Raw genomic sequence first — 12,020 nt, 5'->3', positions numbered from 1 at the left:
CTCGTTATGCGTCAGTTGGGCATGGGGTGCAAGGCTTCCGTAAGCGTCGCGCGTACCCGCTCGGGGGTAAACGGAGGGCGCCGAAAACGCATGCCGGTGGCGTCGAACAGCGCACTGGCGATGGCGGGCGCGCCGGGCAGGGAGGCGGATTCGCCGACGCCGAGCGGCGCTTCGTCCGGGTTGTCCAGCAGCAGGACGTCGATCGGCGGCAGCTCGTCGAAGCGCAAGATCGAGTAGCCGCCCCATTCGCGGCTGGTCGGCAGGCCGTGTTCGAAACTCACCTGTTCCTTGAGCGTGCGGCTCAGCGTTTGAATGATATTGCCGTGCACCTGGTGGCGTACGCCGGCCGGGTTGATCATCAAGCCGGCATCCTGGCCCACGGTAACCTGCGTGACGCGTATCCGCCCGCTGTCGCGATGGACCTGCAGCGTCACCGCCCAGGCGGCGTAGGCGGCACCGAACCCCGGGAATTTACTGTGCACGTAATGACCATAGGCAAAACCGTGGCCTTCCAGCCAGGCGCCATCGTCGGTTGTACGACGTGTGCGCCGGAACCAGCCCGCGCGCTCGGCGACCGCCGAGACCAATGCCTGCGCTCGTGGCTCTAGGTAGCGTAACCGAAAGCCGACCGGATCGGCACCGGCGCGTTCGGCCAACTCGTCGATCAGACTCTCGTGGGCAAAACAGTTGGGCAGCGCCGAAACCCCTCGAAGCCAGGAGGCGCGCACGATCGGGGCGACATCATCGCAGCCGATTCGCTGATGGGGATAGGCGTAGGGCGGCACCGAGGTACGGTCGCCCATCTGGAACGGCACGTCGTTGGGCGATTGGGCGCCGGTGAGTAACAGCGCCAGGGTGGGGGCGTCGTCGGAGGGGTAGCGGGTCACGAAATCGTATGCGGCCAGCTCGCCATCTGCATCCAGCGCGCCACGAACCTCCATCAGTTGCGCCGTTCCCTTGGGCTCCCAGCCGTGTTCCTGGGCGCGGTCGAGCTGGACGCGGACCGGACGACCCACGGCCCGGGAGAGCAATGCCGCGTCGGCGCCAACGTCATCGGCGCAGTTGCGACCGTAGCACCCCGCGGCCTCGTGACGGCGAATCTCGATATTGCCTTCGTCGAGCGCCAACAGGCGCGCCAGATCGGCCCGCAGGCTATGGGGATTCTGGGTGCCGGAATAGACGACCAGCCGCTCTTCGCGGTAGTCCGCCACCGCGCACGAAGGGCCGATAGAACCATGCAACTGGTAGGGCCAGACGTAGCGGCGCTCGATGACCTCCGGGGCGGCTGCGAAGGCCGCTTCGACGTCGCCCTGCTCGAGCAGGGGGCGGCGCTTGGCCGGTTGGGCACGCAACGCGGTTTCGAGATCGTCCAGTTCCGCCAGCCGGGGCAGCTTCCGCCAGCTCACCTTGAGCTTCCTGGCGGCGGCAGCGGCCTGCTCCTCGCGTTCGGCCACGACCCCCACGAAGTCGCCCTCGGCCACGACGTCGACGAGTCCCGGGAAGCCGGCGACCGAGGCGCGGTCGACTTCGAGGAGGCTGCAACCGACGAAATCTCCGCTGTCATAGCCGACATAAGGCGGTCGCACCACGCGGCCGTGCAGCATATCGGATAGCCGGACATCGTGGACGTAGACGAACTCGCCGCGAGTCTTGGCGGGGATATCGACGCGTGCGGCATTCCGGCCGACCAGATGATAGTCGTGGCTCGGCTTGGTGGGGGTCTGTTCGTCGAGTCGCAACGCCTGCCGCTCGCCACGTAGCAGTTCTTCATAAGTCAGCGTTGCGCCATTCGGAGCGCGAATCACGCCATCGTCCACGCGGAGCGTCTCCAACGGGCAATTCAGCCACTCGGCCGCCTTGGCGAGCAAGTGATGCCGCGCCTGGGCGGCGGCGCGCCTGAGTGGCTGGGCCGTGATCTGGATGCTGGCGCTGGCGATGGTCGGTCCCTGGTTGGGAACCTCGAACGGGTTGCCCAGCACCATCTGCACACGATCCATCGCCAGGTCGAGCTCTTCGGCGACGATCTGCGTCAGCGCGGTACGAATGCCGGTGCCCAGATCGACGTGGCCGTTGAAGGCCAGGAATCGGCCATCCGCCAGCAGCGCAATGAAGAGCTCCGGTTCTGTCGGCACGAAATCCGAATGCGTGCCGGGCTGTCCGGGGGCGGGTTTGGGCGGGATCACGGGATCGCGATAGACCACCAGCATATCGGTGCCCTCGAGCAGTCGCTGGCGATCGGGCAGGGTCATCGGCATCGTGGCGTTCGCTCCTCGGTTGTAGGCAATCTCTCACATCTATAGGGTGTGGTCATCGTTTTTAGCTTGTACGAAAATCATCGCTGTCTTTTTAGGGTTAATAAATACAATTATATAACAATGGTTTATTAGGAACTGGATTTCGTTATGGATGAAGTTTGACCAAATGGTGTAGGATTTTTGTACAAAACTATAGTGCCTGCGCCCTATCTCAAGCCGGTGCGGAATTTTCTCCTTTGTCGCCAGGAGTTTGTCATATGCCATCCGAAGCCAGTCGTATCAACGAGGCGTCCAGCGATTCCACGACTCCGACGCCCCATCAGCAGGATTACGAATTTTCCGAACAGGTCGGACATCTCCTGCGCCGCGCCTATCAGCGTCATACCGCCATCTTCCAGCGGGAAAGCTGCGACAGGCAGCTGACGGCGATCCAGTTCGTCACGCTGTGCACGATCATGGACTACGGTCCAAGTGCGCTGACTGACCTGGTCAAGGCGACGGCCATCGATCCGGCGACCATCCGCGGCGTGATCAAGCGGCTCAAGGCGCGGGAATGGGTGACGCTCTCCTCGGACCCCCAGGACCAGCGCAAGGTGATCGTCGATATCACCGACTCTGGACGGGAGTTGGTCGCCACCATGGTGCCCCGGGCCAAGCGCATCTCCGATCTGACCATGGGCGAACTCAATCCCGCCGAGCGCATTGCGCTGATGCACTTGCTGGAGAAGATGAACGCTTCCGGCGATTGATCTTCCGCATGGAATCGCCCAAGCCGGGGCGCCGTGGACATGGCGTTCATGACACGCCACCGGTCTCGTTGATGCGCTGGCAGAAATCCTCGAAGCGGCCGCTGTAGTAGTGCTCCCGCGGCCAGCCCGTGCGCGGCAGGTAGAAGAACATCTCCTCCAGGCGCGATTTGATGGTGGCGTGATTCTTGGTGTCGATGACGAACACATGCTTGCCCGTGGCGTCGAACGGGCTTTCGGCGAGCTGGCGCAGAATGAAGCGCACCAGGGAATCCTCGTGCGGCATGCTGTAGCCGACGATCACCAACACGTCGGTTTCCCGCAGCAGGCGCACCGCCTTGGGGAAGACCTGATGAAAGTAGGATTCGTCGTAATCCTGGACCTGGGACGGCAGGATCAGCAACGGCGGTTGCTGGCGGATCTGCGCGTCGCTGCGCTGGCGATACTCGAAGTCGAAGCCTTCCCGGGTCGGCAGAATCTCGAAGCCACCGTTGATCTTGATCACGTTGCGGTCGACGGTACGCGGCAGGTGTTCCCAGATGGTACCGCCACATATCCGCTGTGGCGTCACGCCGCGATAGAGACGCCCGAACACCGGTGCGTCCTGGCGATAGACGTGCTCCAGGATGGTTTCGATGGTGAAATCGTAGTTGGTCGTCAGGAAGTGATAGAGCGGCCAGCTCGCGCCCAGCCCCGCATGGCCCGCGCGATCCTCCAGGGCGGCGAAGAATTGCGTGATCGCCCGCTGCCCGTCGCTGTCGTGGGGCGAGGTGAAGCGTAACGTGGCGTCGTCGACGTTGTGGATATCGCAGGCGGCAGTGAAGCGCCGCATCACCAGCGTGCGCAGCTCGCTGATGCTCAAGCGCAGGTTCTGGTCGTCGAAATAGCGGTTGCGAATGTCCGGGTAGCGCACCTGCATGTCGAGCACGTAGCGCAGGTTCTTGAAGCGCTCGAAATCCAGATGCCGGTAATCCTCCCAGCCGATGACGTGCATCACGTGCTGAAGGTTGGGGAAGTCGCGGATATCGTCGAGATCGATGGCAAACAGCTTGCCATCGGTGGGGGAGCGAGGATCCCACGCCTTGGAGAATCCCGCCCCGCACCAGAAGGTGACTACCGGCGGTTTGCGATGCTCGGGATCCTGCTTCAGCAGGTTGCCGATCAGGCGCTGGAAGGCGTCCACGGTGGCGGCGTTGTTGATACCCGTCGACGGCATGTCGTCATGGCTCCTCGGCGATCTCGAAGGCGTTGCCGGCACGGGCGAAGGCAACCACTCTTTCGAGGGCATGCTGGGTGGATGTGAACAGGCGGTAGAGCGGCTGGCCCGAGCGCACGTCGTCGCCCTTGCGCACCGCGAGGTCGAGTCCGGCCAGGCTGTCTCCGGGAGCCCCGGTCAGACGGGCGATTGAGTTGAGCCGCCAGATATCCACGTGGCGGATCCGGCCCGAGCGCTGGGCTTCGATGTCGGCCCAGAAAGCGCCGGGAGCGGCGGGCGGCTGACGACGCCCCTGGAGATCGACGATCCGTTCGAATTGGGCCCTGGCGTGGCCGCCGGCGAGCAGCGCCTCGGCCCGCGCACGGCCTTGGCCCGGTGCGATGTCCGGCGCCCAGTCGAGCAGGGCGCCGGCGAAATCGAGCGCCTTGTCGCGCAGATCCCGAGGAGCATCGGGGGCGTTATCGAGCACCTGCAGCACATCGCGCGCTTCCAGGTTGGGGCCGATTCCCTTACCGACCGGCTGCGTGCCGTCGGTGATGCGCGCCAGGACCTGCATGCCGAGCGCCGCGCCGACGCTTTCCATCAATTGCTTGAGCTCCTCGGCCTTGTCCAGCGTCTGCAGCTTCGCCTGCGGCCCGGTGGGCAGGTCGACGACCAGATGGGTGACGCCGGCGGCGAGTTTCTTGGACAGGATCGAGGCGACGCTCATGCGCGCCGAATCCAGATCCAACGGCCGCACGATGGCATTCGTCATGTCGTCAAAGGGGGTATGCGACAGACGCCCGTTCCACACGATGCAGCCGTTGGCGCCATTGACGACGCGTCGCACGTCGTCAGGGCCGAGTTCGACATCGGCAAACAACGCCATGGTATCGGCCGTGCCCGCCGGAGACGTGATCGCACGGGAGGAAGCCTTGGGGATCGTCAGGCCATGAGCAGCGACGATGGGAATCACGATCAGCGTGATACGGCTGCCGGGCAATCCCCCCATCGAGTGCTTGTCGACCACCATTGGGCGGTTCCAGTGCAATGTCTGGGCAATTCGCGCCCGCGCCCGCGTCAGCTCGATGATCTCGGTATCGTCGAGATGATTGGCCAGGCTGGCCAGAAACGCTCCGGTCGATGCCTCGTCGAAGCGGTTGTCGGCGATATCGTGAACCACACGGAAGAATTCTTCCTCGTTCAGCGAGTAACCGCGAAGCTTGCGTCGCAGAGCAACCGAGCCGGCCGGCGGTGGTGCCGGCTGCAGTTGCAGTGGCATGCCAGCGATCAGGCCGAGGCGCGCCAGCGTGCCTCGGGACAACCCGATGGCATCGCTGGGGAGCCAATGATCGTCGTCGACCCATTGAACTTCCAGCACCAGTGGGCGGCCGAGAATATTGATCTCGACGCGGGGAGCGGATAACGCCTGGATCGCATCGCGCAACGGATGGCGAAGCGAGAGAAATCCAATCAGCCGAGGGCCGGTATCGATAGGCAGGTGTCGAATCGGCGTGTCGCCGCCGCAGGCACTGGCCAGGGTGACCAGAAAACGTTCGACGCCGCTGGTCAGATCGGCGCCATTGTCGATGCGGTAATGGGCGATGCCGGCCGGTGCCTGCCAATCCAGTGTCTTGAGACGGGCGAGAATATCCCCGGCCGTCTCGCGACCCCGCATCGACAAACGCCGGGCGCGAACTTCGCGTGACGCCGTGACTTCGATGACCGCGACCGGCAATCCCAGTTCGACGATGGCGCCAATCACTTTGCGCGATACGTTGGCCAGTACCGTGCGACCTTGGTCTATCTCGTTGCGAATGTCCGCGCGCAGCGCATAGCGCAGACCATGGGCATCCCAGTGGATCAGAAACTCACCGGCTGCCAGCGAATCGTCGAAATCCGACTCGTCCATGGCTTGATGATCTTCACCTCCCGCATCGGCGGGGCGTGTGATCACCCGACGTGTCAGGATCACGTGCTGGGTGCAGGCGTAGTCGGTCAGCGCACGCTCCATCAGGGTATCCTTGCCGGCCCCGCTGGGGCCGACAACCAATACCAATTTACCGCGTGACTGAGTCTGCGAACTCATCTCCGACTCACTCCGCGTCGTCCAGACCGATATCCAGCGCCGGAGAGGATTGGGTGATGCGGCCGACCGAGATGAAATCGACGCCGGTATCGGCGATGGCGCGAATGGTTTCCAGGCGCACGCCGCCGGAGGCTTCCAGCAGTACACGACCATCGACCAGATTCACCGAGCGTTGCATTTCCTCGATCGACATGTTGTCGAACATGATCACATCGGCACCAGCGGCCAGAGCTTCTTCGACCTGATCATAGCGGTCGCATTCGACCTCGACCTTGGTCAATACCGGCACGCTGGCCTTGGCGCGGGCCACGGCGGCAGTGATGCTGCCGCACACGGCGATATGGTTGTCCTTCAACATGATGCCGTTGTCGAGACCTAGGCGATGGTTGCGGCCACCTCCGCAGGTCACTGCGTGCTTTTCCATCGCACGCAGGCCTGGCGTGGTCTTGCGCGAGTCGATCAACTGGGCCTTGGTATCGGCGATGCGTTCGACGTAGGTCGCGGTGACGGTAGCGATGCCTGAAAGGTGTTGAACCAGATTGAGTGCGGTACGCTCGGCCGTCAGGATACTGCGCGCCGGACCCTCGATCTTGAGCAGTGTGGTGCCTTTCTCGACCCGCTGGCCATCATGGGCGAGTACCTCGACTTGAACACCCGCATCGTAGAGCGTGAATACGCGGGCGGCGATGGCCAAGCCAGCCAGTGTCATTGATTCGCGGGCACGCATCTCGAAGCGGCCGGTCAGTTCGCTATCGATCAGCAGCGTGGCGGTAAAGTCGAAGTAGCCGATATCTTCGCGCAGAAAGGCGCGGATCTGATCGTCGAGCATCAACGGGTCGAGTTGCCAGGCTTGGGGGGCGTTGCGGTTTTCGGTGGTCATGATTCGAATGTCCTTACTTGTTTCTGTCGTGGGATAACGCGTTTTGGGCGAGGGTGCTGATGGTGCAACCACGCAGTTGGGTCACCAAAGCACCGGTGACCATGATGAGTCCGACCAACACTGGCCAGCCGCTGGGCGATAGCAGCGTCAGGCCGCCGGCCATCAATGCCAACCGGACGAAGGGGGACAGCTTGTGCCGCAGATAGCCCTCGCTGGCGATGGCGATCGCCAGCGTGGCGATGAAGGCCTGCATGATTTCCAAGAGGCAGCTTAGCAGCGTGCCGTGGAGAGTGAGGCTGGGGTTGTAGACGATGGCGAACGGAAATACGAAGGCAAATACCGCCAGTTTCACTGCCTGGGTGGCGATGCCGACCGGGTTGCCGCCGCAGATTGCCGAAGCGGCGTAGGCGGCGACCGCCACCGGGGGCGTCAGCGCCGACAGTACAGCATAATAGAGAATGAACAGATGGGCCGACATGGTGGCGATGCCCAGGGTATTGACCAACGTTGGCCCGAGCAGTACGGCCGCCAGAATATAAGCGCTTGCCGTCGGCATGCCCATGCCCAGGATGATGGTGATCAGTGCCGTGAAGAACAAGGTCATGAAGGTACTGTCACCAGCCAACAGCATCACGATCGATGAGAACTTGGTCGCCAGCCCGGTCATGGTGATTCCTCCGATGACCAGCCCGGCGGCCGCACAGGCGGCGGTCACGCCGACCATGCGGAAGGTGGTCGTGGCCAGGGCATCCAGCAGTGGGCGGGGCGTCAAGCGATGCTGGCGGCTGAACAGCGAGCAAATCACGATCGCCGCTGTGCCGAACAGTGCCACGAACGTTGGTGAGTAGCCGATGACCAGCGGGATTACCATCGCCGCCAATGGGATCAGGAATAGCCAGGCCCCCCGCATTACTTTGGACCACGAGGGAATCTCGTCGGGGTCGAGTCGCCCGAGGCCATGTCGCTTGCAATGAAGATGGACCTGGATCAGCACGCCGACGTAGTAGAGCAGTGCCGGTACCAGAGCGGCGATCACGATCTCGCTGTAGGCGATGCCGGTGTACTCGGCCATGATGAAGGCCACTGAGCCCATGACCGGAGGCAAGATGCTGCCGCCGGTGGAGGCGGCGACTTCGACCCCCGCGGCCAGATTGCGCGAGAAACCCAAGCGCTGCATCAGCGGGATGGTAATCGAACCGGTGGTGACGACGTCGGCAGTGGGGCTGCCGGAAACGGTGCCGAACAGCCCGGAAGAGATGACCGCCACCTTGGCCGGACCGCCGATCGCGCGGCCGGTCAGCCTCGCAGCCAGGTTGAAGAAGAAATCACCGCCGCGAACCCGATCGAGGAAGGTTCCGAACATCACGAACAGGAACGCGTAGGTCGCGGCGACGCGAACCGGCACGCCGAACAGTCCGTCGCTGGTGTAGACGTTGACGTCGATGAAGTAGGACAGTGAAATATAGCCGTGGCGGAATATTCCGGCTAGCAAATGGCCCTGGAGGTTGTAGACGATGAAAACCGCTGCGATCAGTGTCAGGCCGAGTCCCACGGTGCGACGAGTGGCCTCCAGTGTCAGCAGCGTGATGATGACGCCGAAGCCGAGCTGGGCCATCGTCAGTGGTGTCAGCAGACTGATGCGATCGGACAAGTCACCGATCGAACCGATGAAGAATATTGCGCTGACTGCACTGACTGCAATCAATAGCCAGTCGAGTGGATTGGGGAGTTCGGTGCCGGGCTTATCGTTGGGAGCGACCAGGAAGAATACCAGCACCAGCATCAAGGTCAGAAAGACGATGGTGAGTGCTAGCACGTCTGCTGTGGAGAAGACCGTCGTCCAGACCACCCAGAGCGCAATGGCTGCGCCGTAGCCTTTGAGCAGCCAGCCAAACGGGCCGTCAGGCTTGCGTCGGCGTCCCGTCGAGAGCAGGCCGTTGGCAAGGCGGGTGAAATTATCGCGAGTCATGGTGGTGTCCCCATGCATTGCGTGCCCGTGAGATGGATTGCCGGGCATCACGAGCAGGTGATGCCCGGCCCGGAGCCGTCGGTCAGAGCAGGCCGGCTTCCTCATAGGCGCGTTTGGCACCGGGATGCAGTTCGACCACCGACTGGGCAAGAAGTGTCTGCGGCGTCAACTGTTTCATGGCCGGATGCACCCCCTGCATCACATCAAGGTGATCGATCAGATCCTTGGTGATGCGGTAGGCCTCGTCGTCCGGCATGCTGGCCGGTACAACCAATAGCGCCGCGGCGGTATGGGTATGTATCGGCTGATCCAGCCAGGTGTAGGCGTCGGCAGGCACGGTATAAGAGCTGTCACCGTACTCTTTTTCCATTGCCTTGATGACGTTGTCGGGCACTTCCAACAACGTCATCGGACGGTTTTCAGCCATGCTGCTGATCGCACTACTACCGACGAAGGTCTCGTTGGCCCACATATCGGCGCGCCGGTTCTGCACCAGCTCGGTGGCCACGGCTGAGCCTTGATGCACCACGCTACCGCCCCAGGATTCGATGTCTTCTGGCGTTACGCCGAGCGTCGCCAGCGACGACTCGCCGACCATTGATGTCAGTATGCCCTTACGGTTGAGCACCAGATGCAACGGCGGTTTCTTGTCGGCGATATCCTGTAGCGAATGAATGCCGTATTCGTCGGCGAAGTCCTTGGTCATGACCCACTGCATCGGAGCCCAATTGTAGAGCACGCTGATGGCTCGGAAATTGTCGACCTTCTGCGGGAAGGGAGCCTCCCCGGAGAGAGCCTTCATCGCCTCACCGGCGTGCGCGATCGCCAGGTCACAGGTGTCTCCCTGCATCTGGAGGATATTGGCGAAGCCGCCGGATGAAGTCTGATAGGTGACGCTGGAGCCCGGATCGTCGGCCTTGAGGACACCATCCATGCCGACACCGAGCAATTGCCACAAGCCGTTGGGACTGCCACCACATAGGTTCAGGTTGAGCGGGTCGGCCTGAGCCGACAAGCCGAGGCCCAGGCCGCCAGCGAAGATACCGGCGGCGATGAGTTGCTTAATCATGCACTATTCTCCGTATTTATTGTTGTTGCTATGAGAATCTGGGTAGCAACGACTCATGACGGTACCGTCGTAGCTACCACTATCGTGTTGATCATGCCTTGTTGTTGTGTCGGTAAACTCCTTGTCAATAGAAAAGGGTGAGTATTCGATTTACTCGGGATTAGAGTTCGCTCCTGACATGGACATTGGTGCCGTAGCGGTACGTACTCATGACTGGACTCCAGTGGCCGCTCGATGGGCATGACGAGCGGGCGACAGTGAGATTGCGGTATTAAAGAGTTTTCAATTCCTGCGTGGTGACGTCATGCGCGAACACCCATGCCGGGTCCTCGTCGTAGCGCAGCCAGGTGTTGTCGTGCGAGACCTGCTGCACGCGGGAAGCGCGTTCGAAACGATTGGCCTTGTAGAGTTCGAAGGCGTCGGTGTAGTGCGTCGCGTCCACCGTTTCCAGGCAGCGCACCAGTATCGCCGCATCCTCGATAGCCATTGCCGCGCCCTGGGCCATGTGCGGCTTCATCGGATGGCAGGCATCGCCGAGCAGGACCAGGCGTCCCTTGTGCCAGATCGGCAACGGATTGCGCTCCAGCAGCGGCCACTTGGTGACCGACTCGGTGCAGTCGATCAGCGCCTGCACGATGGGATGGTAGTCGCTGAAGATTTCGCGCATTTCCTCTTTCGAGCTGTCGACGAAGGAGGTGCCATGATTCCATTCCGGGGTTTCAACGCCGGTGACGTAGTAGTACTCGCGCTGATCGCCGGTAACGTAGTAGACCATCATGTGCTTGTCCGGCGACCACCACTTGACGCACTGCTCGAAATCGAGGTCGTACGCCTTGAGCTTTTCGGCATCGACGATCGCGCGGTGGGCGATCCAGCCGCTGTAGGTCGGGTCCTCTTCGCCGAGCAGTGTTTCGCGAATGCGTGAATTCACGCCGTCCGCGCCGATCACCAGATCCGCCGTCGCGGTCGAGCCGTCGGCGAAGTGCATGACGACTTCGTCGGCCGTGTCGTCGACGCGCTCCAGGCGTTTACCGAAGTGAAGCCGGCCGGGGTCCAGTGCGGAAATCATCAACTCATGCAGATCTCCGCGATGCACCGTGATATAGGCCGCGCCGTAGGTTCGCTTGGCGAAATCACCGAGCGGGATGCGCGATTGGTATTCGCCGCTGACACCGTCACGGCTGAACCAGAAGTCGGGATGAGAACCCATCGCCTCGAGCGCTTGTTCGATGCCGATCTGGCGCATGACTTTCATGACGTTGGGGCCGAGATGGATGCCGGCGCCGAGGCGCGAGAATTCGGGTGCCTGTTCGTAGACCTGGGTGGGGTAGCCGGCCTTTTGCAGTAGCGCGGCGGCCGCGGCGCCTCCCAGACCGGCGCCAATGACTGCGACTTTCGGCTTCCGGCCCATCGGTTCCCGGCTCATCGGTTTCTGGCTCATCTACCGCTCCTTCCTCGTTTTCTTTGTCTTGCCGTAGTCAAACGTTGTTGTCGTCAATGCCAGACATCGCCGGCACGATCCGGCTCGGCTTAAAAACGTATACACCATATCTGTTGGAGTCAACAAGCTTTTTGGCATCATCTTTCGATGATCCATTGATGGTATGATTTGTATTTAAGTTTTTGAATTTTATTGAGTTTATTGGGTTTCGTCGCTGTTTTATATGATTCTTGATTCATTTGTCGAGGCAGTGATATAAAGGAAATTACGCTGTTATTGTGTGTATGCACCATATGGGCTTTAAGCTGATCCGATTGCACCATGGCAGTGTCCGGACCAGTGCACTGCCTGGCTTGCCAACAAATCCAAACGAGAA

The 12,020-nt window shown here is 61.7% G+C and carries 8 protein-coding genes; 1 reads left to right on the top strand and 7 read right to left on the bottom strand.

What is annotated here, in order from left to right; translation table 11 throughout:
* Nucleotides 1-11 precede the first annotated feature (11 nt).
* Nucleotides 12-2,255: a xanthine dehydrogenase family protein molybdopterin-binding subunit gene (locus tag DOM57_RS11325; protein WP_110649299.1), complete on the bottom strand. Its 2,244-nt coding sequence runs from the start codon at nucleotides 2,253-2,255 to the stop codon at nucleotides 12-14.
* A 257-nt stretch (nucleotides 2,256-2,512) separates the two neighbouring features.
* Here DOM57_RS11325 and DOM57_RS11320 point away from each other — a divergent pair, with 257 nt between their 5' ends.
* Nucleotides 2,513-3,004: a MarR family winged helix-turn-helix transcriptional regulator gene (locus tag DOM57_RS11320; RefSeq protein WP_110649298.1), complete on the top strand. Its 492-nt coding sequence runs from the start codon at nucleotides 2,513-2,515 to the stop codon at nucleotides 3,002-3,004.
* 46 nt (nucleotides 3,005-3,050) lie between these two features.
* On the opposite strand, the gene DOM57_RS11315 is transcribed toward DOM57_RS11320, so the two are convergent.
* From DOM57_RS11315 to DOM57_RS11290, 6 genes are all read right to left on the bottom strand, one after another.
* Nucleotides 3,051-4,217: an SIR2 family protein gene (locus tag DOM57_RS11315; protein ID WP_162619514.1), complete on the bottom strand. Its 1,167-nt coding sequence runs from the start codon at nucleotides 4,215-4,217 to the stop codon at nucleotides 3,051-3,053.
* Nucleotides 4,218-4,221: 4 nt separating this feature from the next.
* Nucleotides 4,222-6,285, bottom strand: coding sequence for a phosphonate metabolism protein/1,5-bisphosphokinase (PRPP-forming) PhnN (gene phnN, locus DOM57_RS11310; protein WP_110649296.1), 2,064 nt, complete (start codon nucleotides 6,283-6,285; stop codon nucleotides 4,222-4,224).
* Nucleotides 6,286-6,292: 7 nt separating this feature from the next.
* Nucleotides 6,293-7,165: a carboxylating nicotinate-nucleotide diphosphorylase gene (gene nadC, locus DOM57_RS11305; RefSeq protein ID WP_204352945.1), complete on the bottom strand. Its 873-nt coding sequence runs from the start codon at nucleotides 7,163-7,165 to the stop codon at nucleotides 6,293-6,295.
* Nucleotides 7,166-7,178: 13 nt separating this feature from the next.
* Nucleotides 7,179-9,134 (bottom strand): TRAP transporter permease, encoded by a 1,956-nt coding sequence (locus DOM57_RS11300; RefSeq protein WP_162619513.1) that lies wholly within the window; start codon nucleotides 9,132-9,134, stop codon nucleotides 7,179-7,181.
* Nucleotides 9,135-9,216: 82 nt separating this feature from the next.
* A complete protein-coding gene (locus DOM57_RS11295; RefSeq protein WP_110649294.1) occupies nucleotides 9,217-10,203 on the bottom strand; it encodes a TAXI family TRAP transporter solute-binding subunit in 987 nt (328 codons plus the stop codon).
* 271 nt (nucleotides 10,204-10,474) lie between these two features.
* A complete protein-coding gene (locus DOM57_RS11290; protein ID WP_275425974.1) occupies nucleotides 10,475-11,644 on the bottom strand; it encodes an FAD-dependent monooxygenase in 1,170 nt (389 codons plus the stop codon).
* Nucleotides 11,645-12,020: the final 376 nt, after the last annotated feature.

The sequence above is a fragment of the Salinicola peritrichatus genome (genome assembly GCF_003206715.1).
Taxonomy (GTDB): domain Bacteria; phylum Pseudomonadota; class Gammaproteobacteria; order Pseudomonadales; family Halomonadaceae; genus Salinicola; species Salinicola peritrichatus.
The sequence above is the reverse complement of the archived record's forward strand: the minus strand, read 5'-3'. Positions and strand labels throughout refer to the sequence as shown.

Excerpts from the sequence above, each read along its gene's own strand:
- DOM57_RS11325 (WP_110649299.1), bottom strand. The coding sequence starts at position 2,255 with ATGCCGATGACCCTGCCCGATCGCCAGCGACTGCTCGAGGGCACCGAT.
- DOM57_RS11315 (WP_162619514.1), bottom strand. The coding sequence starts at position 4,217 with ATGCCGTCGACGGGTATCAACAACGCCGCCACCGTGGACGCCTTCCAG.
- DOM57_RS11320 (WP_110649298.1), top strand. The coding sequence starts at position 2,513 with ATGCCATCCGAAGCCAGTCGTATCAACGAGGCGTCCAGCGATTCCACG.
- DOM57_RS11300 (WP_162619513.1), bottom strand. The coding sequence starts at position 9,134 with ATGACTCGCGATAATTTCACCCGCCTTGCCAACGGCCTGCTCTCGACG.
- nadC (WP_204352945.1), bottom strand. The coding sequence starts at position 7,165 with ATGACCACCGAAAACCGCAACGCCCCCCAAGCCTGGCAACTCGACCCG.
- DOM57_RS11295 (WP_110649294.1), bottom strand. The coding sequence starts at position 10,203 with ATGATTAAGCAACTCATCGCCGCCGGTATCTTCGCTGGCGGCCTGGGC.
- DOM57_RS11290 (WP_275425974.1), bottom strand. The coding sequence starts at position 11,644 with ATGAGCCAGAAACCGATGAGCCGGGAACCGATGGGCCGGAAGCCGAAA.
- phnN (WP_110649296.1), bottom strand. The coding sequence starts at position 6,285 with ATGAGTTCGCAGACTCAGTCACGCGGTAAATTGGTATTGGTTGTCGGC.